At 50.9% G+C, this 21,461-nt stretch carries 19 protein-coding genes and 1 pseudogene; 6 read left to right on the top strand and 14 right to left on the bottom strand.

From position 1 onward, the window contains the following. Positions 1 to 120 precede the first annotated feature (120 nt). On the top strand, positions 121 to 480 hold the full coding sequence (locus GSF01_RS07195; RefSeq protein ID WP_159882358.1) for a winged helix-turn-helix transcriptional regulator: 360 nt from the start codon (positions 121 to 123) through the stop codon (positions 478 to 480). 115 nt (positions 481 to 595) lie between these two features. Here GSF01_RS07195 and GSF01_RS07200 read toward each other — a convergent pair whose 3' ends face one another. After that, complete coding sequence (locus GSF01_RS07200) at positions 596 to 1,231, bottom strand: TetR/AcrR family transcriptional regulator (RefSeq protein WP_159882360.1); 636 nt, start codon at positions 1,229 to 1,231, stop codon at positions 596 to 598. 125 nt (positions 1,232 to 1,356) lie between these two features. Here GSF01_RS07200 and GSF01_RS07205 point away from each other — a divergent pair, with 125 nt between their 5' ends. Further along, the gene (locus GSF01_RS07205; RefSeq protein WP_159882362.1) at positions 1,357 to 2,922 is read left to right on the top strand and encodes an FAD-dependent monooxygenase; all 1,566 of its coding nucleotides are present in this window, start codon (positions 1,357 to 1,359) and stop codon (positions 2,920 to 2,922) included. Between the two features lie 84 nt (positions 2,923 to 3,006). Here the strand turns inward: GSF01_RS07205 and GSF01_RS07210 are convergent, their stop codons facing one another. From GSF01_RS07210 to GSF01_RS07255, 10 genes and pseudogenes are all read right to left on the bottom strand, one after another. Next, on the bottom strand, positions 3,007 to 3,633 hold the full coding sequence (locus GSF01_RS07210; protein WP_159882364.1) for a stalk domain-containing protein: 627 nt from the start codon (positions 3,631 to 3,633) through the stop codon (positions 3,007 to 3,009). Then, complete coding sequence (locus tag GSF01_RS07215) at positions 3,620 to 4,963, bottom strand: M56 family metallopeptidase (protein ID WP_159882366.1); 1,344 nt, start codon at positions 4,961 to 4,963, stop codon at positions 3,620 to 3,622. Before GSF01_RS07215 ends, GSF01_RS07210 begins: the two co-directional genes overlap by 14 nt. Then, complete coding sequence (locus GSF01_RS07220) at positions 4,960 to 5,340, bottom strand: BlaI/MecI/CopY family transcriptional regulator (protein WP_159882368.1); 381 nt, start codon at positions 5,338 to 5,340, stop codon at positions 4,960 to 4,962. The genes GSF01_RS07215 and GSF01_RS07220 overlap by 4 nt, the downstream gene beginning before the upstream one ends. Positions 5,341 to 5,609: 269 nt before the next feature. Beyond that, positions 5,610 to 6,083 (bottom strand): annotated as a pseudogene (locus GSF01_RS07225) (SRPBCC family protein). Between the two features lie 62 nt (positions 6,084 to 6,145). Continuing rightward, a complete protein-coding gene (locus tag GSF01_RS07230) occupies positions 6,146 to 7,300 on the bottom strand; it encodes a sulfite reductase subunit alpha (protein ID WP_159882370.1) in 1,155 nt (384 codons plus the stop codon). A gap of 301 nt (positions 7,301 to 7,601) precedes the next feature. Beyond that, positions 7,602 to 9,566, bottom strand: coding sequence for a beta-galactosidase (locus GSF01_RS07235; RefSeq protein ID WP_159882372.1), 1,965 nt, complete (start codon positions 9,564 to 9,566; stop codon positions 7,602 to 7,604). A gap of 134 nt (positions 9,567 to 9,700) precedes the next feature. Beyond that, a complete protein-coding gene (locus tag GSF01_RS07240; protein WP_159882374.1) occupies positions 9,701 to 10,117 on the bottom strand; it encodes a Rieske (2Fe-2S) protein in 417 nt (138 codons plus the stop codon). Beyond that, positions 10,114 to 11,259, bottom strand: coding sequence for an amidohydrolase family protein (locus GSF01_RS07245; RefSeq protein ID WP_159882376.1), 1,146 nt, complete (start codon positions 11,257 to 11,259; stop codon positions 10,114 to 10,116). The genes GSF01_RS07240 and GSF01_RS07245 overlap by 4 nt, the downstream gene beginning before the upstream one ends. 242 nt (positions 11,260 to 11,501) lie before the next feature. Beyond that, positions 11,502 to 12,389: an AraC family transcriptional regulator gene (locus GSF01_RS07250; protein WP_159882378.1), complete on the bottom strand. Its 888-nt coding sequence runs from the start codon at positions 12,387 to 12,389 to the stop codon at positions 11,502 to 11,504. Then, entirely contained in the window at positions 12,380 to 13,195 is an 816-nt protein-coding gene (locus GSF01_RS07255; RefSeq protein ID WP_159882380.1) for an AraC family transcriptional regulator, read from the bottom strand. The genes GSF01_RS07250 and GSF01_RS07255 overlap by 10 nt, the downstream gene beginning before the upstream one ends. A 155-nt stretch (positions 13,196 to 13,350) precedes the next feature. Between GSF01_RS07255 and GSF01_RS07260 the strand changes: the two genes are divergently transcribed. The 3 genes from GSF01_RS07260 to GSF01_RS07270 are packed head-to-tail and all read left to right on the top strand — an operon-like array spanning position 13,351 to position 15,851. Then, complete coding sequence (locus GSF01_RS07260; protein ID WP_235941334.1) at positions 13,351 to 14,409, top strand: amidohydrolase family protein; 1,059 nt, start codon at positions 13,351 to 13,353, stop codon at positions 14,407 to 14,409. Between the two features lie 14 nt (positions 14,410 to 14,423). Then, positions 14,424 to 15,485: an amidohydrolase family protein gene (locus GSF01_RS07265; protein WP_159882382.1), complete on the top strand. Its 1,062-nt coding sequence runs from the start codon at positions 14,424 to 14,426 to the stop codon at positions 15,483 to 15,485. 15 nt (positions 15,486 to 15,500) lie between these two features. After that, on the top strand, positions 15,501 to 15,851 hold the full coding sequence (locus GSF01_RS07270) for a Rieske (2Fe-2S) protein (RefSeq protein WP_159882384.1): 351 nt from the start codon (positions 15,501 to 15,503) through the stop codon (positions 15,849 to 15,851). 129 nt (positions 15,852 to 15,980) lie between these two features. Here the strand turns inward: GSF01_RS07270 and GSF01_RS07275 are convergent, their stop codons facing one another. Continuing rightward, positions 15,981 to 17,051, bottom strand: coding sequence for an FAD-dependent oxidoreductase (locus tag GSF01_RS07275; RefSeq protein ID WP_159882386.1), 1,071 nt, complete (start codon positions 17,049 to 17,051; stop codon positions 15,981 to 15,983). Positions 17,052 to 17,056: 5 nt separating this feature from the next. After that, the gene (locus tag GSF01_RS07280; RefSeq protein ID WP_159882388.1) at positions 17,057 to 19,012 is read right to left on the bottom strand and encodes an FAD-dependent oxidoreductase; all 1,956 of its coding nucleotides are present in this window, start codon (positions 19,010 to 19,012) and stop codon (positions 17,057 to 17,059) included. A gap of 114 nt (positions 19,013 to 19,126) precedes the next feature. On the opposite strand from GSF01_RS07280, the gene GSF01_RS07285 reads away from it, so the two are divergent. After that, complete coding sequence (locus tag GSF01_RS07285; RefSeq protein WP_159882390.1) at positions 19,127 to 19,633, top strand: helix-turn-helix domain-containing protein; 507 nt, start codon at positions 19,127 to 19,129, stop codon at positions 19,631 to 19,633. Positions 19,634 to 19,700: 67 nt separating this feature from the next. Here GSF01_RS07285 and GSF01_RS07290 read toward each other — a convergent pair whose 3' ends face one another. After that, positions 19,701 to 21,272, bottom strand: a complete 1,572-nt coding sequence (locus GSF01_RS07290; RefSeq protein ID WP_159882392.1) for an extracellular solute-binding protein — start codon at positions 21,270 to 21,272, stop codon at positions 19,701 to 19,703. Between the last annotated feature and the right edge of the window lie 189 nt (positions 21,273 to 21,461).

A 21,461-nucleotide genomic window follows, 5' to 3' on the forward strand; every position in this document is an offset into this window, starting at 1 on the left:
CTTCTGTAATTAAAATAAATACACTTCCAAGGTTGATCATATTATATATACATTTTTATGAAAAGTAGGAACAATAATGTGGTATAGTATAAAATAAGGTACTGTAAAGGAGGCCAACGCATGCAAAAGAACCCGGACCAATGTAAATTCGTTGTGGCCCTGGATACGATCGTCGGCAAATGGAAGCCGATTATCATTCATCATTTGCTTCAAGGTAAGCCTTTGCGATTCAATGAGTTAAGAAGATTGCTGCCCGATATCACTCAAAGAATGCTCACGCTCCATCTGCGCGAACTGGAGGAGGATGAGATCATTCAACGAGTCATTTATCCGCAAATCCCGCCGAAAGTGGAATACTCCATTACGGAATACGGCATGAGCTTGTCCCCGGTTATGGATACCATACACCAATGGGGAGCGGCCCATATCGAGAGAAAGAAGCTCAATAAGGAGAAAAATGAACAGAATGAACCGAACTAGCGTTCGAAACTGAGCTAGTCCGGTTCATTCTATAGCTTGACGACATCACCTCTTGCTTTAATGCGCATCGTCCGGTACGCCCGTCACCGGATCGTCCCGGATGCCAAACCCCGTTTTATCCGGTGCGTGGTGCATATGCACGAAGAAAGACGCGTACGCCTTCCGTGATCATACGTTTGGTCTGTTCATCCCCCCATGTCCCGGTTTTTCTCGGTTGATTAAATGCCAATAAAAACGTTAATGCAGCGAAATGCTTTGCAGCCATTTGCGGATCGGGCACATCGAGCAGTCCGGTTTGTCCAAACTCTGTAAACCTCCTGATAATCCCCTCTTCCTTCGCGTTATCCAACCTTTCTAAAAACGAGTCTGGCAGGTTGGCGGCTTCCACCATGACCAGGCGGATCAAAGCCATGTAATCGGACGAACCGTTCGCAGAAGCTACGATTTGTTCGCAAAATAAGATGAGCGACTGCTCGAGATCCTCGAAGTCCCGAAGATGGTCTGAAATCCCCTGCTCGATCATGACCAGAACCGCTGAACTGGTTTCCTCCACAACAGCAAGCAGTAAGTTCTGTTTGTCGCCATAATAATCATACACGGTTCGTTTGGAAACTCCCGCTTTGGCGGCGACCGCATCAACGCTGGAACGATCAAACCCCTCCGACAGAAACAAATCCCGTGCCGCCGCCATAATTTTACCTCGTTTGTCTGCTGAGCCTTTGCGGATCGTCTTGTTTATCGTAGTATCCATTCTTACGTCTCCCCCTTATAGGTATGCTATCGGCAATTGATGAGAGTTCCGCTTTACAAACTACACTGTACGGTGTAGTATAGCGATTATGACATGTCAAATCAATGTTCCAGGAGGATTCTATCATGAACCCCATGCCGTCTTTTGTTGATGTTCTCATTGTCGGTGCCGGACCTACAGGGCTTACACTTGCTTGCGACCTTGCCCGTCGAAACGTTAACCACTGTATTATTGAACGAAGCACCTTCCATAGCGTAGCATCTCGCGCTAAAACGATCCAGCCCCGCTCTCTTGAAGTCGCTGATGATTTAGGAGCTGTTCGCTACATGATGGACACAGGAATCGTGGATTTGCCTGTTCGTTATTATACCGCAGATGGCGGCAGTGTTGATAAGCCGGGTATTACCGTTGCAGCCAGCGCCGAACTGGAGACACCCTATCGTGATCCGGTCTGGATTGCTCAATTTGATGTGGAAAAAGCATTGCGAGATCGATATGCGGAGCTTGGCGGTCAAGTTGAGTTGGGCGTGGAAGCTGTGGGGCTTGTTCAGGATTCCGATGGTGTGACGGTAACCGTGAATACGCTGCAAGGAAACAAGCAAATCCGCGCTCGCTATGTAGTAGGCGCTGATGGAGGCAAAAGCAACATCCGCAAATTTATTCAATTGCCGCTTGTTGGGCAAACCCACGAGAATGAGCGGTGGTATCTTGGCGATGTACGATTGGAGGGGTTGGATCGCGGCCGTATCCACATCTGGACATCTCAGGAGGGAATGATCGGGGTGACGCCGTTGCCGAAAACCGACATTTGGCAGCTGCAAGCTACCATTCCGGCAGAAACCGAGGAACCGGAGCAGCCTTCGCTAGAGGTGTATCAAGCCATGTTTGACCGTCGAGCAGGTGCCGGACGTGTTCGGCTCACAGCTGCCTCTTGGCTGTCCATCGCCCGGATCAATATTCGCATGGTGGAACAATACCGCAAGGACAGAGTCTTCCTCGCCGGCGACGCTGCTCATGTGCATCCGGCCGCAGGTGGTCAGGGCATGAATACAGGCATGCAGGACGCGTACAATCTCGGATGGAAACTCGCTGCAGTGCTGCGCGGTGCCGATCCTGCCTTGCTCGATACGTATGACGAGGAACGCCGTCCTATTGATCAAGCCGTACTCCAGGATAGCTCCAAGAAGATGGAGGCGATCACAGGGACAGTGACTGAGAGCGGAGCTTTGTCCCAAACCATGAGCATCCTATCCGACGATCTGACGAGCGGGCTTCGCATTTCCTATCGATCAAGCTCTCTCACCCGTCCGTTTGCTCGACCGAATGTTATCCGTACATTACCCGGAGATCGTGCTCCGGATGCCTTGGGTCTACAAGGCACCGGATTTGCAGGAAGTGTCTTTGACCTATTGCGCGGCCCACACTGGACGCTTTTGGCTTTTGCAAAATGCACCGATCCTTCGCTAAAGAACTTGGCCAACAACGAACTCCACGTTCATGGCATCCTCCCGTCGGATGTAGAGGGAGTGGAAGGCATCATCGACACGGCAGGGAATGCCTACCGAATATACGAAGTGGAAAGCGAAGAACTCATCTTGATTCGCCCCGACGGTTACATCGCGCTGCGCACCTCCATTGAGGATACGGCGTCGGTTTCGAATTACTTGAATTCCATATCTTGCGCAAACTGATTTTCAAATAAAAAGGCCCTAGTCCAGAGAACTGAACTAAGGCTAAATTGAACTTCCTTACGACAAAGTCGTAAACATCTATGCTTATTGCGTAAACGTTGCGGTCCTTGTGCTTTCATCCCAGTCGACTTGAACACCCAGTATTTCGGCAAGCTGTCGAACGGGCAAGAAGGTCAGATCGTTTTTAATCATCGGAACGGCTTCTTCCAGTTTTACCTCTTTGCCATCAACCAACATCTCTGATTTTCCGATATACATCATGATACTTCTAGTGTCTTTTTTTAGCGTGATTTTTTGTTCGGTTGGTTCCCAGGCTACTTCAAATCCGAATCCATCCGCTAGCGCCCTCAACGGAATCATGGTCCGACCATTCTCGATATATGGCTCCGCCCCGCTTAATGAGTATGCATGCAAATATTTTCCATCTACACGGACCGAGACATGGGTTTTCTTCGCTTCTTCACAAGAGGGAAGTTCGACGATCACTTTTTTGCCATCCTTCTCCACGCCGAGTTCTTTAGGCTCCCCATCCCGGCTCGTGTAACAGTCAGGGATAGGCACAGCATCTGACCAAAAGAAAGTTCTTTCAGCTTCAGCGGCATAGACATGGTTTCCTGCCAGCATGACCAAGAGCAACCCGAACGTAACATATCTCCATTTTGCCTTTAGCAAGTCTATCATCTCCATCATCTTCTCTTTAATTACGGTCAAAGGTGTAAGGACGAACTCCTTTTTCATCATAAACATACGAGCTTATTCCGTTAAGAGCAGCCTGAATTTCTTCTGGTGTAAACTCGTTCGTAATATCTTGCGGCACCGGAAGTCCTTTATCTAGATAAGATTGAATCTTGCCGTGCAGCTCATCGATTTTTTTCTGTGTTTTCTCGTCAAACGGCTTCATCTTGTTCGTTTTAACTGTTGCAGGCGATTTATTTCCTTGCCTATCGTAGTAGACGGTGGTTCCATCTGCAGATTGGACGTAAACATTTCGTCCTTCATCTTGTTTACCTGTCGGAATTACGATCGGCTCAGCCGTCCTGGTCGGGACAGCCGTTCCCGCAGCATATGTAGCCGCCCCTCCACTAACGACCAAGACAATTGCAACAACAAGGGACAATGCCAATACCGGTTTTTTCATTGTCTTCTCCTTCATAACGTTCATCAGTCTCCTTTTCATAGCCTTTTTTGGACTGCACAGGCTGCTTGTGAAAACAACATATCTTTGCATAACACCGTACTCCAGCATGGTCAACAATGTTTCGCCGTAAATTCGCCGGTTTTCCGTATTCATTTCCTGAACGACTTTTTCATCACAGGACAGCTCACAATCCGTATTGATCTGTTTAGTGAGCGAATAAGCTGCCGGATTAAACCAGTGAACCGCATTTGCAAGAAGCACCAGCAGCTTTACCAGGAGATCGCCTCGCTTTAAATGAACGAGTTCGTGCGATAGGATCATGGCAAGCTCTTGTTCCCCCAATCGGGTATCCGGCAGTACAACCATGGGTCTCCACAAGCCCATAACCATTGGTGTTGCTGCATGAGCACTTACGATTACCTTGACAGGGCATTGCACCGTATCGCATATCCAGCTTTCCTGTAATACCGAACGTTTAAATGCCCGATATTTTTGGATATGGACAGCAAGAAAGACAATGGCTCCGACGGCCCAAATGACCGTTGCGCATACAGCAAATTCCTTTGTGTAAGAAAACCGCAGCAGATAGTCAAACTGTTGCTTCAATAAGTACAAGCTGCTTGTTACCAGCTGCTCCGTTGGCGTAACATGCACATAATGTTCCGAAACGGTTCCTGATACCGGAGTTGTGCCTATGTCGGGTGAGATGGAACGGATGAAAGAGACAAGCCTGTTCATGATCTCCGAACCGCCAAGAAGAAAAAATACAGGAATCAAGCCGGTATAATAATGCCACGTCTGGGAAAATACGTTTTGCGTGACAAGCTTGATACTGTTTTGTAAAAACCATATGACTGTTCCAACAAAGGACGCAATAACGAGGGATAAGACGAAAGCCATCATTCCTTACCATCCTTACGATTAAACCAATCTCTTAATTCCGATATGTCATTTGGAGTTAGTTCAGCATCATCAACAAGAGCAGCAATCAATTTTTTGGCTTTCCCATCGTACAAGCGACTAAGAAAAGTTTTGGTTTCAACCTTCTTATACTCACTCAATGTCAGTGCAGCCTCGTAATAGTTCACCTTTCCGCTCATTGATTTTGTCAAAAATCCTTTTTCGATGAGTCGTTTCAGCAAAGTCGATACCGTTGAAGTTTTCCAGTCTTTGCTTTCGAAAATGTCTAGAAGCTGCGTAACGGTTACGGGCGTTGCTAACTCCCATATCACCTCCATGACTTCCATTTCGGTTTCAGATAATCTTCCTACATGTTTCATCGGCGCGCACCTCTGATTGTTAATGCGACAACTTGTCGTAAGTCAAATGTACGACAAGTTGTCGCAACTGTCAATAGTGATTAAATTAATCCGTATAATGTGAGAGCTGCTGCCGTTATGAATGATCCAAATAATAAAACCAACGGCAGTCCTGGAATTGAACTGTCCCCCATACGGCATACAGGTATAAAAAAGCCTGCTACGGTGAGGGGAGCAGTTCAAACTGTGGACTGCCGCTGGTTTATATCGAACTATTGTGTCTGTTAACGTCAGGACATACTTGCCAGATGCTCCTCAAGACGATCCATCGTCTGCTCGGCACCTGGGACGGCATATGTTTTCGCCTTATCGAAGACAGCGGCATTTTCTTCAAAAACCGTGCTATAAGAAAGTTTGGTCTTACCATCCAGATCCACAAAGATTGCCGTCGCCAGAAAATGGGGGAACATAGCATGTTTGATGAAGATTCGCTCAAATTTTACGACCTCGACAAAGACGTTGGTGTTGGGATAATCAACGCCATCAGGACCGTGCATGATAAACTTTCATGTACCGCCCGGTTTCATATCAAACGTCTGAAAAGACGTCGTAAAACCTCGAGGTCCCCGCCATTTCGAAAGGTGCTCCTCTTTCGTCCAAGCTTCAAACACAAGATCGCGTGGTGCATCAAATACGCGGGTGATTATAATCTCTCGTTCACCTATTTTCGTTGCGATATTATTAGTCGCGTTGTATTGCTTCATTTCCATCCATTCCTTAATTCTAAAGGCCATAATCTCGAAAATGGTTCAATTGATGCCATTATTTAATACACATCGCGCTGGTAACGTCCTTGCTCCTGCAATCCATTGAGATACGCTTCAGCATCTTCGCGGCTCAACTGGCCTTCTTTTTCAATAATGTCAATCAGGGTGTTATGAACATCCTTCGCCATGTTTTGCTTATCGCCGCACACGTAGAAGTAAGCTCCACGCTCGAGCCATGCGAACAGCTCTCGACTGTTCTCTTGCATGTTATGCTGCACGTACACTTTCTGATCCGTATCGCGAGAGAAGGCAGCGTCGATTTTGGTCAGCACGCCTGCTTGTAGATATTGCTCCAGCTCCTGCTGATAAAGAAAATCCGTCGCGGCACGCTGATCGCCAAAGAACAGCCATGCTTTGCCTGTCGCTTTGCTCACCGTACGCTCTTGAATAAAGGATCGGAACGGAGCAATACCCGTCCCTGGCCCCACCATAATGATGTCATGTTCCAAGGTTTCCGGCAGACGAAAGTGCTTATTAACCTGAATAAAGACCGGAATGGTATCTCCTTCGTTCAACCGCTCCGCGCACATAACCGAACATACACCTTTGCGCTCGCGTCCGTGCGCCATGTAATGAACTGCACCGATCGTGAGGTGGACTTCCTCCGGATTTGCAGCCAGGCTGCTTGCAACGGAATACAACCGTGGCGGCAATTTCCTTAATAAAGCGACAATTTCATGCACGGAAGCTTTCCAGGGTCCAAATTCACTCAGCAAATCCAGTAAATCTCGGCCATGCGTATAGGCCTTCATTTTTTCTGCATCCGCCACGAGTTGCTTCAGCTCTTTACTCTCAGAAAGCTCTGCTGCCTGCTGAACGATTTTTTTGGATAGCAGGGTAAGCTCGAAATGCTTCAATAGTGCTTCTTTCAGCGGGAGCGTTTCATTCTGCTTATTTATGACAACTGTTGTATCAGCATCCCACTTCATAACCTCGAGAATAAGAGTTACCAATTCGGGATCGTTGTAAGGAACTATACCCAAGCAATCGCCGGGCTCATAGGAGAAGCCAGAGCCTTGTAACGACAGCTCAATATGGCGTGTTTCTTTACTGGAGCCTTCTCCATTTAAATTCACATTTTTTAAAACTCTCGCTTGAAACGGGTTGGTTCTGGAAAACAAGGATGGTACTTTTTCGACATCAGTAGCTTGCATTTCTCTTCACCCCAGCAAAATTTTTTCTATAGAATATCACATGCCGCTCAACTTAGAAATTGTTTTTTATGAACCATCCGGATTTTCATCGCAGAAATGACGCGGATGCTGAGCGTACTTAAGAAGCTCCCTCCTTCGTTGCTTCGCGGAGAGAGCTTCAAGCTTGCTACTAGACGTGGTTCGTGTCGATCACTTATGAATTCGGGTAACAACGAAATCGTGGAAGTATCAAGAGCGGATGCGGGAGCCTTACTGCGATATACTTCAGCTTCTCTAAATTCCGCCGCACTATTTCAGTGCCTCAATAGATTCTGTCCTCTAGCGCCCCCATCTCCTGCGTCGGTTCAATCCTTCCATCCGCAAGGAGATACATGCGCACCGCAAATTCTCTCAGCGCACGATCACATTCCGCATACGGGCGATTGCAGATATCGATCAATCCGCTTTGTCCGGTCGCACCGTCAAACCTTCCGAGCGGCGGCTGATCGAATAGCTCGAAATAGTGCAGCCCCACGACCGAAGGCTCCGCCACGCCCTGCTCCAGATAGTAGGAGATCGCCTTGGCCCGCTCCTCCTGACTTGCAGCCTGCACCAGGCCGCTGCCTAGCAACCCTCTGTCATAGCCCCCTATATGCCATTCACCAACAATCGTCGGCAAGTCGCTCAAGCGGTATGCTTCTTGCGACTTGGCGCTGCATGTGTCTCGGTAGCAGTTAAAGGAAAAAACGTCGAAATGCCTGAAGCCTGGCACCGACACGGGCTTGAACTGGCTATAGCGCATACCAAGATTAAGGTGGTTCGGGTCCACACGGCGCAACGCATCGGACGGTACACGCGAGTACATCTCGATCAGAACTTCATCAAACTCGTGTAGATCGGCAGCAGCGAGGTCGCTTAGCCGGTCGGCATGCTCCAGGGGTACTAACAGGTCGTCAAACGATTCAAATTCCGTCTTCCATGCGGCGTTAAGCGCAGACAACTCGGTATATTTTTCTATCAGGAATCGGACGAGCGCATGCTTGGAAGCAAAGTCTTGTCGGCTGGCCAACAACCGCTCGGATAAGCACAGCTCCTCAAACAGCCATTCCGGCTCATTGGTCAGGAAGTAGCCGATCAGCATCGGATTATCCCGCAGCGGCAGAAGCTGCTTGGCATAATCCTCACTTAATTCGGCGTATTCCCGGGAGAACACATCCGGGAAATCACGGAATATACATGACGACGGCTTCGGAAAGTCGATCAGCGACCATACAAACGGAATCTGCACCTTCTCCAGATATGCCAGCGTCCGCTCGTCCGGATAGTTGCCCACTCCCACTCCAAGTGTGTTAATCCCCCAGGCTTTCAACCTGGCGCCGTTAATGTCTGCCCAAGCATTCCACCAGTCATCACCAAAGGCATGCATCATGTTTGCGCGGCTGAAGTTAAACATCCATCGGTCTTTTCCCGTCTCTACACCGTTCCTTTTACTGAATTCGGGGTCCTGATCGGCGGTCATGTACGCCTGTGAGTAGAGGGGGTCATTCCGATCCGGAAGCCATTCGCAAAGCGACTTCATCCCGTCGATAAAGGTGTAGATGCCCATGCGGTTGCCATAACAGATACCATGAGACACAAACGCGCAGCCCTCCGGATCGACGAGCCACCAACGGCGGCCATCATGCCGCGTGTGAAACCAGCCCGTCGACTCGAATCGCTTGTCCAGCCACCCCCCATAGCGTGAGAAGCCCTCCGGATATTCATCCACTGCCTTCTCGCGCTCGCTACGCAGGTAGGACACCAGCTCTTCCGCCGAATGTGTCTTGCCCGGCCAGTTTTTTTTCGCTATCTGGCCCAGCATGTCCACAAAGACCTCACCCTCCACGGGAAATCTGGGCGCGTCCGTCACGCAGGCTTCGCTGATCTCAACTTGCGTAAGCCCTGCCTCTCGTTCGAAGACAAGCTCCACAGCCTCCATCTCGCCGATGCTGCACGGCCTTCCATGCGCCGTCGATTTGTATTGCCCCGGTCGCGGCTCCAGGAAAAACGATTGGCTTGCAAGTACTGACAACGGAAAGCCCGCGGTAATCCGAACGTCCGGCAGCAGCTTCTGGGTCACGACAAATGCCGGTTTTTCCTCACCCTTGCGAAAAAAACGGAAGCTTGCTCGAACAAGCGACTCTTGACGAACTCGGAGCTGAACCGTCAGCCAGTGATCGCTCTTCCAGCTTTCACAACTTGCTCGGAAGCAAACATCTTCCGTCTGTCGAAACTTGACCATTTTCATCCTTTATCCCCCTGATCGGCTTTGGAGCCGGTAGTCGTAATGGGCTTCCCTTGAGTACCAAGCGGCCGCAGGAATGCTTCTTCCAGCGACCGCAAATCCCGGCAAGCAGAGCTGTAGGCTCCACAAGCAATGGCCTACATATGCACGACGACCGAATCTTCTTCCAGCGTGACGTCGAACTTCTCAACCGTTACGTCGTAAGACATGGTACGCTTCGATGGGTCCACGATCATGCATCCGGTCTTGATATCGAACTCCCACTGATGCCACGGGCAACGTACGATTTCGCCCTCACGCTCATAGTCGAATTGCCCCGGGCCCGGAGAGACGACTAGCGCCGTAGTCAAGCCCTTGCACAGCTCGGCGCCCTGATGCGGACACACATTGCGAAGCGCGTAGAATTGACCATTGACATGATAAATACCGAGGCTACGCCCACCCGCTTCTACCAGCTTGCGAGTGCCTGGCGGAATGTCCGAAACTTTGGCCACAACATGCTTCTGAGTACTCGCGCGCTGCAGAGAGGTCTGCGGTTTTATGGATGAGGTCATGGCTTCGTCACGCTTTCCTCTCTCTCAGATTTGCGCGAAGGCAGGTTATATAGCTCGGCTGCATTCTGATAATACACCCGGTCCCACAGCTCATTCTCGAGCTTGGGCATGGCCTGCAGCGGGGAATCAAAATCCCAGTGCGGATAGTCCGAGCAGAACATCAGCGTTTCTTTCGCATAAATATTGTCCATCATCTGATCGAACACTTCGCGGGTAGGCGTTTGTTCGATCGGCTGCGTGGTGACGCGCACGTTGCTGCGGAAATATTCGCTTGGTTTCTTCTTCACCCAAGGCGTTTGCACACGCAGCGACCTCCAGTCCTCATCAAGCCGCCAGAGATACGGTGCAATCCAGAATACGCCGGATTCCTGCATGACGACTTGTAATGTTGGAAAGCGCTCGAATACTCCTTCGAAGATAAAGCTTGCCAAGTGAGCCATCATAACCTGGGGGCGGCAGGCGCGTGCTTCGATATAGTGGGACACATAGCCCGCTCCGGTAGGCGTTTCGTTAATCCCAATGCCTTCGCCGCCGACGTGGATGGTGAATGGCAAATTATGACGGACACATGCTTCGTAGATCGGATAATAAAATCGGTTGCCATATGGGAACATAGCCCCGTTATGAACCAGCACCTGAACCATGTCGCTCCGTCCTCCGACACGGTCGATTTCCTTGGCTGCCTGAACAGGGTCCTGCTTCGCAATAAACACGGAGCCCTTCAGCCGGCTGTCCCGACTCAGCCAATGCTCGATCACATAGTCATTGGCAGCCGTGCTTAGCGCAGCCGCATAATCATAATTCATAGTACCCTGATGTCCAGGTCCTTCCCCTGTTAATATCCCGTATTCTACGTTATACGGGTCCAGATGATGCTTTTGCATAAAGGCCAGATCGCTACCGGCCGGTCCGCCCTCGGGAGGAAATGAATCCACCATCCGCCCGCCGACGCCGCCGTTGAAATGCATGCCCGACGGCAGCGCCGAGCCGTACGTATCGATCATTTCGCGGTAATGTCTAGGCAAGTAAGGCTTAACAACATCCAAACCCGTGTAATTGTGGATATCGCAATCGATAATAGAACGCTTCAACTTGGACCGCTTTGCTGCTTCTGGCTGTCCGTTTGCTGTTATTGTACTCATTGCCCGAACCCTCCATTATGTCCATATTGACTTGCTATAACACTTACAAGTTTATTATAGAGCGAGGCAGTGATTAATGATTGCCGATGTTTGACGGGATTTCTCTTAATAATTGACCAGTTTCGGACTTTTCCCCGATCCCATGCCTGATCCGTCTGGAAGGCAGCACCTCATAGAGGCTCTACGCGCAGAACCGCCTTATTGCCGTGATCTGACCCATATATTGCAGTTGCAACATCCCGTTATTCCCTCTCGATCCGTTGGCGGTAGGCAGACGGAGTTTCTTCCGTCAGCGCTTTGAAGTGACGGCTGAAATTAGACGACGATGGAAATCCGATCATGTAGGCGATCTCCGTGATGGACACATCCATCGCCTCACGAAGCAGCCGCTTGCCCTCCGCTACCCGCTGTAGCAGTACATATTGGTAAAAGCTGATCCCCATCTCCTTGGTAAAGCTTCGGGTTAAGTATTCTTCGCTCACGGAGAAGAGCTTGGCGACCGACTTCAGTGTCAACTCCTTGCTCAAATGCGCACACACATAGTCGGAACAAGATTGTACTAGATCATGCTTCCTTCCCTTCTCCAGCTCGCCTGTGACGATCTCGGGTCCTGCCGTGCTTCGCTGCAGAAAAGCGGTAACCTGCAGGACCTGAGCCAAAGCCATCCGTTCCCAGCCGATCTTGCGTGTCCCCAGTTCGCGACGCAGGTCTTCACACATCTCTTCTAATTGCCGTTGCTGCCTCGGGTTGAGGGTGAAGCTTAAACAAGAGTCAACGGGTACCCACGAAAAATCGATCAGCTGGTGCAAGGCAGGGAGCATGCCGTCTTCCTCGCAAAAATGGATGCAGATGACGCTACGCTTGTACGAGGACCTGGATATCATCTGATGCGGAACCGTCCCCCTGAACACCAGAACCGAACGGGGGGACTGCAGCAGGACCTGCTTGCCGACGACCATCGTGCCCTCCCCCTCCTGAGTCACGTGAATCTCTAGTCCTGGCTGCCGATGAAAGCTGGTGCCTTTGATCCACTCATTGCTTCGCAGCATAATAGGAAAGGAATGGAGGGTATTCTCGATATCCTTACTCCATTGAAGCTGATCCTCATTCATAAAGCCCTTCAAATCCATGTCTGCTCGTCTCCAGCCTTCCTGGGCATACTCTCTGCTTTCCGTACCTTCAAGGTATGAGATGGGGGATAACCGACAATTTTCTTATACATATAATTGAAATAAGTCTGATCGCAGTACCCCAGCGATTCGGATAGCTCCCTGATGGTCATGTTGGTAGTCATCAGCAGATCGCGCGCTGCGGCGATTCGGACCTCGTGCATATAACCTATGGGAGTCCGTCCAGTCACACGCCTGAACACAGTGGAGACATAAGTGGGAGACCGATCCACGTACCGTGCCAAATCGTTGATGAGTATTGGTTCGCGAAAGTGCTTTAGAATGTACTCTTGGATGCGCAAGGCCAGGCTGCGGAGTGAGTGGGGATGGCTTCCAGACAGCAACTCGCGCTGAACGATCCCCAGAATTTCCGTCAAGATCCCCCTCGTAATCAACTCATACCCATGCAGTTGGCCGATCCAGTATTCGTTCAACAGGCTGAACCGCTGTTTGAGATAATCGAAGCCGAGAGGCCGGATTAGCTTGAATGGCTCATCGACAAAGCAGGCCAAATCCTCGTCGGGCAAGTCCTGAAAGTGGGCGGAGTAGAGCGCATGCGGATCAGCAAGGTCCGTTTCCGAAGAGCGCATCGTATGCTGCTGCATAAACAACCCTTCCCCTTTGCGGATCCGCAGCGTCTGTCCCGCTATCCGGTAAATGACCGTTCCTTTCGTAACGAGGAGGAAAATGTGCTGCTTAGTTGGACTCAGAGGGACCTTCCAGCTTCCATGTACAGATTGCTGATAGGCAACGGAATAAATCTTCATGGACTCATACGCTCCTTATTATTAGATGGAAATCAAAGAATCACTCAAAAAAACGTATGATTATCAATCGTACTGGATGGACAATCCGGCTAGAATGACAGTATGAGCAAACGAACTGCCATTCCGCTCATTTTCAAAAAGAAAGGGTGATTGTATTGCTACCAGCTACAAAAGTTATCGACGTCGATGTCCATAACCAATTGAAGAGCTTCAGAGACCTGCTGCCCTACTTGCCGGAACCTTGGAGAACCCAGGTCGCTCAATCGGGCATTGGGATGCCTGACCGAGGGTATCCTTCTCCGGTCGGGGTGCTGCGCAAAGATTGCACACCTCCCTCCGGAGGTCCGGCCGCTTCCGATCCGGATTATCTCGTCAAAGATCTGATAATGCCGTTTCACATTGAATACGCGATATTAACCGGTAACCTCATGGATGTCTCCACCATGCATGACCCGGATCATGCCGCAGCTATCGCTTCGGCATACAACGACTATCTGGTGGCGGAGTGGCTTCCGAAGCATCGTTCATTTCGCGGCTCGATAGTCATAGGCACCCAAGACCCGCAGCTCGCTGTCCGGGAAATTGACCGGATGGCGGAGCATCCGGAGATGGCAGGCATCGTGATTGGCAGCGCCCAGCGTGCTCTGCTCGGCCAGCGCCAGTTCCACCCGATCTATGAAGCGGCACAGCGCCACGGCCTCCCGATAGCTATCCATCCTGGCGGTGAAGGAGCTGGGATAACCCCCCCACCCACGCCGTCCGGATATCCAACCCGATATCTCGAATATCATACATGTTTGTCGCAAAACTACATGGCTCACCTAACCAGCCTGGTATGTGAGGGCGTTTTCGAAAAATTTCCTGAACTAAAGTTTGTTTGCTTGGAGGGCGGCATTGCTTGGCTGCCCCATCTGATGTGGCGGTTGGACAAAAACTACAAAGGACTCCGCTCGTCCGTGCCTTGGCTGAAGCGCATGCCGAGCGAGTATATCCGCAGCAACTGCATGTTCTCCACTCAGCCGATCGAGGAACCGGACGATCCTAAACATTTGCTAACTATATTCGATATGATCGATGCCGAAAATATCCTGATGTTCTCCAGTGACTACCCGCATTGGGACAACGACATCCCCACTGAAATTCTGAAGCGGCTCAAGCCGGAAGCGCGGCAAAAAATATTTTACGATAACGCCAAAAAACTGTATCGGCTATAAGGAGGCTACCCGTCATGCTGGATAAAGAACTGAAAGTGATTGATACCGATTTACACAATGCGTTGAAAAGCGATCGTCAGCTTGTTCCCTATCTGCCGGAGCCATGGAAATCCCAGGTTGCCCGTTCAGGCATCGGGATGCCGAGCCTCGGCTACTCGTCTCCTGTTGGCGTTCACCGTCAGGACTGCCTTCCACCGGGCGGAGGCCCAGCCGCCTCCGATCCGGATTATCTGGTCAAGGACCTCATCGAACCGTTTAATATGGAGTATGCCATTCTGACAGGCACTCATATCGGGATCTCGGTCATGCATGATCCGGATTTTGCGGCGGCTATTGCCTCGGCTTATAATGACTGCACCATGGCCGAGTGGCTTCCAAAGCATCCTTCGTTCCGCGGCTCCATCCTGGTCGCTTCGCAGGACCCGTATCTGGCCGCTCGCGAGATTGACCGGCTGGCCGGCGCGGAAGGGATGGTGCAAGTGATTATGAGCAGCGCGCAGCGCGCTCCGCTCGGCCAGCGCCAGTTCCACCCGATCTATGAGGCGGCGGAGCGGCACGGCTTGCCTGTTGCGATCCACCCTGGAGCGGAAGGCGCTGGTGGCACGCCGCCTCCGACACCGTCCGGCTATCCGACACGGTATCTGGAATGGCATACATGTCTATCGCAGAACTACATGGCGCATCTGGTCAGCCTCGTCTGCGAAGGCGTGTTCGAGAAATTCCCGAATCTCAAATTCGTCATGCTGGAGGGCGGTATTGCCTGGCTTCCGCATCTGATGTGGCGGCTGGATAAGAACTATAAAGGACTCCGCTCTTCCGTACCATGGTTGAAGCGTATGCCGAGCGAATATATTCGCGACCATTGCCTATTCTCCACACAGCCTATAGAAGAGCCGGAAGATCCGAAGCAGCTGATTTCGATCTTCGATATGATCGATGCCGAGAACTTCCTGATGTTCTCCAGCGACTACCCACATTGGGATAACGATATCCCCACCGAAATCTTGAAGCGGCTTTCCCCGGAAGTACGACACAAAATATTTTACGGCAACGCCAAAGCGTTGTACCGATTATAGAACGGAGGACACAGCATGAGCATTCACTATGTTGCGCATACGAAAGAAATTGAAGAAGGGAAAAGCAAGATTGTCGAACTGGAAGGTCGATCGATCGGCATATACCGGATCGGCGACGACTACTACGCGCTTCATAACCGTTGTCCGCACGAAGGCGCCCAGCTTTGCAAAGGCCCCGTATGCGGAACAACAATGCCCTCCAACGTGTACGAATACGAATTCGGCCGCAAGGGCGAGCTCGTCCGCTGTCCTTGGCACGGTTGGGAGTTCGAGATCAAAACCGGCAAATCGGTGTTCAGCGACAAAGTCCGAACGAGGAGCTATAAAGTTCAAGTTGATAACGGCAAGATAGGCATAGTCCTTTAAACCCATTTCATCAAGAGCATAGCCCCGCAACCTGTCAATCAGGATGAGGGGCTTTCTTGGATTTTCGCTTTCTACCATTAATCGCAGTTAAGAATCACTCAAATCAGCAGCATCAGTTGCCGCTCCCCTTTACCCCTTGGAAGAGGATGGCTGAGCAGCCAAGTCTCCAACCAAGTTACCCAGAAGAAATGCATTGACGATGGCTAGCTCCTCATCGTGACCATCAAAAGGATAGTGCTGGACCCATGGCCCGGCCATGAACAAACCGTCTGCAATTCGCCGATTGCAGAGCAATCCCTCTGGAATCGGCGCTACGGGCAAAGCTTCGGATTCCGCCGACGCCTCGTTGAGGGAGATGACATGACCGGCAACCTGTTTGTCATCAGATCCGGTTGAGATGACCATGTCCGGCTCTCCCCACACATCATCAGCAAGATGGGCTAGCACTCCGGTTTGTAAAGCTGGAACCCGTTCACATAAGGAGTTTAAGGCCTCATCCATCACTACCAGCCATTCGGCCCGATTTCGCTCCCTAGCCGCCTCAAGCGTAACACGCCATTCGCCCTTCCAGTAGGCTGGCCGGCAGGTTACTTTCACTTCACCGGCAACGGGCAAACTCAGTGCCGTCTCATCCGGACATTCTCCTTGTACGCCATTGTAGATAAAGCGCGCCATTGATAACGCCCTCCCAGAAGGAGCCGGCTCAAACGTAGCCGCAGCGATCTTGCCGTGGGCTGACGCATCGATTACACAGTTCGTATCCAACATAGCCCGGCCCGAGCCGTAAATCACTTCCAGTCCGATGACGCGGTTATTCTCTCTAAGCAGACGCGATGGCCATATATGGAACAAAACCTCCACCCCGTGCCGCTCCATCATGTCATCGAAAGCAACTCCGGCGACTGCAGGATCTACCTGACCGTTGAACCAGCCCTGGCGCTCCTGCAAGCATTCATAAAACTCCTGCACGGCTTTCGAATACTTAGCATATTGATCAAGCCTGACAAAGCTGTTGCAGGCGCGCACTATTTCCCGGCCTAATACGCCGGTCGGCTCGATCAGCAGGACGCGACGGCCTTGTCCAGCCAGTACTCTGGCGGCCGCCACCCCTGAGATGCCTCCGCCGATCACAACGGCGTCATAATGTCCCCAATGCGGAATATTAGCCTTGCTTCTGTCCCTGTTCAATTCTACAGTCATGCCGTCTACACTCCCTTCCATGCAGTTAATCGCTCTGACAACTTGTTGGCCGCCACCCTGGCATAGCCCCTATGATCCTGCCGGTAACCATTGAAGATTCTGCGCCCCTTGCCTCCGACCAGTTCCAGTACGTAGGCGGCCGCAAGTTCAATCCCCCAGCGCATGGAGCGGGTATCAGGTAAAGCAGGCAGCTCTTCCCCCGAATGGTGAAGCACGAAATCATTCCCTAGCTCGGGATCGGCGAGCATAACTTCTACCGCTTCCCTCGTTTCCGCTTGCATCGAACCGGATAGCTGATCGGCTACCGAGATCAGATAATGAAGCATAAACAGCAGCGTCGCACTCCGTTTTTCAGTACGCAGCAGCTCTATTACGTCAGTAGCTACGGTGGAATTTTTCATATTCTTCAGCAAAACCAGAGCGGATACCCAGCTTTCCTCGGTACGTGTCAGCGTATTAGGCCGATCCGCATCCCGGCTGCGGAATATAGCCGCCAGAACCGGCACGGCAGCTTCTTGGCCAAGAAGCCCCAGCGCGAAAGCGATTCCACGCTGATGTCTGCCCTCGGTCTGCGACAAGGCCTCAAGCAGGACCGGCACGCATGCATCGCCGAGTGTCCATAGCCACCACAAGGCAGCAGATTCTTCATCACCGCCCAGATAGCCGATAAGCTTCTCCACTTCTGCTGCAGTCGCTCCTTCCTTCAGAAGGCGTGACATATTTTCTGTGGATTCTCCCTCTAGGGTTACCCAAGGCTTGCTGTCACCCGAGATTTCATCCTCTTTCAGCACTCCCCTGGATAGCAGCCGCTGCTGCAGTTCGGCAACGGGAATATGTCGCGGAATAACACCATGTTTGACGCTTAATGCCGCCGCCGTCCCGACTACCTCGCCAATCTTGTGCAAATCACGCTGCATCCTGAGCATCATCGCAGTGTCATGATCTTGAGAGAAGGCTCGGCAGCCGATCAGCAGACCGTCGATTTCCTTCGGGACAAAGCAGCGGTACGGAACGTCTCCGCCGAAGCCGAAGCGCCACATGCCAAGCATCGCAACCCAGATCTGGGACCATTCGCTCTCGTTAGCATAATCAAACGCATGGTTCTCATGATGGGCGAAGCATCGCATAACGACATCCTCGAAGCGCCTATCCACAAGAAAATCATGCTGGTTCAATATGTGCTCACCCTGGATCAGCCGTCCCTCGCGCAATCCTAGCTGAGGACCGATCACGGTATAATGCATGTTCAACGGATTCTCTCCGCCACGCCATGCATGTCGGCGCCCGGCGCGGTAGGCACGGGAGATATCAGCCGGATCGGTTACATCAACCCAGCCGATGTCAAAATTTTTGCAGCGAAGCTGATTTTTGGCGTCCACGGTCCGGGGTACAAGGGAGAAGTTATGGAGAGCGCCATCCCACTCTCTGCCAAGCGTGTACTCAGCCCCAGCCAAATACGAGATGTCGCCGTCAGCCGTCGAGTCGATCAGGATGGCCGACTCGATCCGAATCGTCCCACGTCCGCTTTCGACGATGGCTCCGCATACCTGATTATTTTCCATGATCACTTCCGAAACGATCGACTCATAGATCACGAGGATACCCAGCTCTTGGATGCGTGCTGAGATCGCAAGGCCCTTGGATTCCGGGGTAAACCCCTTGGAGGCGCTCCCCATCTGCTGATTCAAGGAAAGCACGCGTTGATCCAACTGGTCTTGTATACCTCCTTTCGTGCCAAGATAATAGGTATGCACCCCTGCGCGTATACCGACGCCGCCCAATCCGCTGTCGCGTTCGATCAGCACAACGGAGGCTCCTTCTTCTGCAGCTGAGATAGCCGCCGTCACGCCGGCTGTTCCCCCGCCTACAACCAGCACATCCGTATGCAGTTGATCCTCTTGTTGCCGGCCTCCATGCTGCCGCCGGTAACTGCCTTGTCCATCACTGATCGGTTGATCCATGTTCTTCTCTGCCCCTTTCTTGTGCTTGATATCTATCGACTCCCCTGTATTATAGATAGCCCGATGGAACAGCTCCATGAATAATACAGCATGGCTTGAACGGTTCTGCAGCTATTGTCTAAAAATGATTTGTCTTGGGCGACACGCAAGTTCGATTATTTCCGTAAACGCTTCAGCCTGCTTTACCAGCATTGGATCGCCAAATCGCCATTGTATGAATTTACATGCCAAGGCATGGTCATAGAATTGTACGGCTCCCTGCTGTTGGAGCTCGGACAGCAGGATATTCCGGCGCACAAACGGCTTATTGTTTCCGAAATCGAGGAGTATATCCAGTCCCGCTTCAAGGAAGACATCAAAATCGGCCAATTGGCTGAGCTCGTAAATCTGACCCCCAATTATGTCTCGAACATCTTCAAGGAAGTGACCGGACAAAGCCCGATCGAATACTTGCATCAACACCGTGTTGCGGTTGCGCGTGAGTTGCTGTTGCGCTCGGACATGAAGATCGCCGAAATCTCCGATTATCTCGGATTCTGCGAGCCTGCCTATTTCAACCGGGTGTTCAAGAAGGTGACGGGAGAGCCGCCTTCCGCGCTGCTGAAGCACAGAAGATCCTAGAGCAAGTGAAAGAGGGCTTAATAAAACCATTCTTGACGGTTTTATTAAGCCAACCTTCCAATACTCTCTAATTGCCTCCGTAGGTACGTTTGTACGCTTTGTTATACATGTTCAATAACTCATCGACGCCGAGCTTCTTGCTTTGATCGATTAGATCTTTGAGCGTTTGATCATTGATCGGTGCTTTACCCACGACGAATTCAGTAACTCTTTGCTCCAAATATTTATCCAGATTCGCGCGCTTCGATTTCTCCAACTCCAGCTCCTCGGTCGTTTTGGCGATTGCTTTCGGAGCGGGCACGATGAATTTCTCATAAGCGATGTTAACCGCCTTCGATTTTTCGTCCAGTCCGTTCTCCCATGCCTCACGCGCGATCCCGAAGTTGGTAGCGATTCCGGGATACCATACGCCGTAATCCCGGCGCAGCGGTGTATAAGGTGTAAAGCCAAACTCTTCGTTATATCGTTTCTTGCCGTCAACCACTTTATAAGACTTATCCAGAATACCGAGCGACAAGTACGTTGCTCCCTCCTCTCCAATCAGGAAATCGAGGTATTTAACCGCTGCTTTCTTATCCTTCACATTCGCCGAGATGGCAAGCCCTACATCGCCGAACTTGTTCCGCGAAAATTGATACTTTTTCACACCATCCGCTGCAATCAGCGGAAAAGCATCTAGGTCCATGTCTTTAATACCGGCAGATTGTGCAATTTTAGCATAGTTCTCAATGTTTGATTTCCACGTGTAGGTGACCGCAGATTTGCCGCCTGTAATTCGGGCTCTGAATTGATCTGTGGTTAACAAAGGATATTCCGTATCGAGCAATTTTTCCGCGTATAGCTTATTCATAAACAACAGCATATCCTTGAACCCTTTATGATACGGGGCAAAGGTGTACTGCTCATCGTCCGGAGTTTGCTCAATAAAGCCTGTGATTCCCGTAAACATACGGGAGAAGTTGCCGTATGCTCCTTCTTTTCCTACCAATGGCACGTTGAAGGTAAGCGGAATCAAATTCGGATCGTTTTGTTTGAAGCCTTTTAAGAATTGATAGAATTCATCTACCGTGGTTGGCGGCTTCAAGCCGTACTTATCCGCCAGGTCCTTCCTGTACAGCCAGGCGAAGTCGAATCCTTTGCTGTCGGGCAAGCTTTCGACACGTGGGATCGTATAGTATCCTCCGTCGCTTGCCGTAGCCAAAGCTTTGGCTTCCGGATTGTCATCGAAGAACTTTTTAATATTCGGGGCGATGTCCAAGTACTCTTTAAGGTTAAGAAATACGTTCTCCGGTCCGTATGTTCTACCCTCGTGATTTCCGATTTCCAGGAAATCAGTGACCGTATTCGTCGCGATCATGATATTTTTCTTCTCGGTTGCACCGGCTGCGTCAACTCCCTGAAACTCGATCTTGACACCTGTTTTCTTTTCGATTTCCTTGAAAATCTCCCAGTCCTGCTTGACGGGACCCTCCGAACGGTTGGCTAACATCCAGGTAAATGTGATCGGTTTCGGCGATTCGCCCCCTGACGGAGATGCGCTGCTTCCTCCATCCGTTTGTCCTCCCTCGCTACAACCTGCCAGAATCCCGCCCAATAAAACGGATGCCGCCGTTGCAGCAGCCAAACTTCTCTTTTTCAAATGTTTCAGCCTCCCTTATTTCTTCTTAGTGCGTTTAATTCCTTTCCCCTTGTAAACCTTTTCAAGCATCTACACACTCTGCACCAGTGCTGCCCCCTTAAGATACATGGGCCCGCACCGCGTTGTAAAGCGCGGAATTTTCGCGGATGATGCACGTTTTGCGATCTGACTATTAGCCGGAATCTCGTG

The organism is Paenibacillus puerhi (assembly GCF_009846885.1).
Lineage (GTDB): Bacteria > Bacillota > Bacilli > Paenibacillales > NBRC-103111 > Paenibacillus_G > Paenibacillus_G puerhi.

Excerpts from the sequence above, each read along its gene's own strand:
- GSF01_RS07270 (WP_159882384.1), top strand. The coding sequence starts at position 15,501 with ATGAGCATTCACTATGTTGCGCATACGAAAGAAATTGAAGAAGGGAAA.
- GSF01_RS07255 (WP_159882380.1), bottom strand. The coding sequence starts at position 13,195 with ATGAAGATTTATTCCGTTGCCTATCAGCAATCTGTACATGGAAGCTGG.
- GSF01_RS07200 (WP_159882360.1), bottom strand. The coding sequence starts at position 1,231 with ATGGATACTACGATAAACAAGACGATCCGCAAAGGCTCAGCAGACAAA.
- GSF01_RS07205 (WP_159882362.1), top strand. The coding sequence starts at position 1,357 with ATGAACCCCATGCCGTCTTTTGTTGATGTTCTCATTGTCGGTGCCGGA.
- GSF01_RS07245 (WP_159882376.1), bottom strand. The coding sequence starts at position 11,259 with ATGAGTACAATAACAGCAAACGGACAGCCAGAAGCAGCAAAGCGGTCC.
- GSF01_RS07215 (WP_159882366.1), bottom strand. The coding sequence starts at position 4,963 with ATGATGGCTTTCGTCTTATCCCTCGTTATTGCGTCCTTTGTTGGAACA.
- GSF01_RS07265 (WP_159882382.1), top strand. The coding sequence starts at position 14,424 with ATGCTGGATAAAGAACTGAAAGTGATTGATACCGATTTACACAATGCG.
- GSF01_RS07195 (WP_159882358.1), top strand. The coding sequence starts at position 121 with ATGCAAAAGAACCCGGACCAATGTAAATTCGTTGTGGCCCTGGATACG.
- GSF01_RS07220 (WP_159882368.1), bottom strand. The coding sequence starts at position 5,340 with ATGAAACATGTAGGAAGATTATCTGAAACCGAAATGGAAGTCATGGAG.
- GSF01_RS07250 (WP_159882378.1), bottom strand. The coding sequence starts at position 12,389 with ATGGATTTGAAGGGCTTTATGAATGAGGATCAGCTTCAATGGAGTAAG.
- GSF01_RS07235 (WP_159882372.1), bottom strand. The coding sequence starts at position 9,566 with ATGAAAATGGTCAAGTTTCGACAGACGGAAGATGTTTGCTTCCGAGCA.
- GSF01_RS07280 (WP_159882388.1), bottom strand. The coding sequence starts at position 19,012 with ATGGATCAACCGATCAGTGATGGACAAGGCAGTTACCGGCGGCAGCAT.
- GSF01_RS07275 (WP_159882386.1), bottom strand. The coding sequence starts at position 17,051 with ATGACTGTAGAATTGAACAGGGACAGAAGCAAGGCTAATATTCCGCAT.
- GSF01_RS07240 (WP_159882374.1), bottom strand. The coding sequence starts at position 10,117 with ATGACCTCATCCATAAAACCGCAGACCTCTCTGCAGCGCGCGAGTACT.
- GSF01_RS07230 (WP_159882370.1), bottom strand. The coding sequence starts at position 7,300 with ATGCAAGCTACTGATGTCGAAAAAGTACCATCCTTGTTTTCCAGAACC.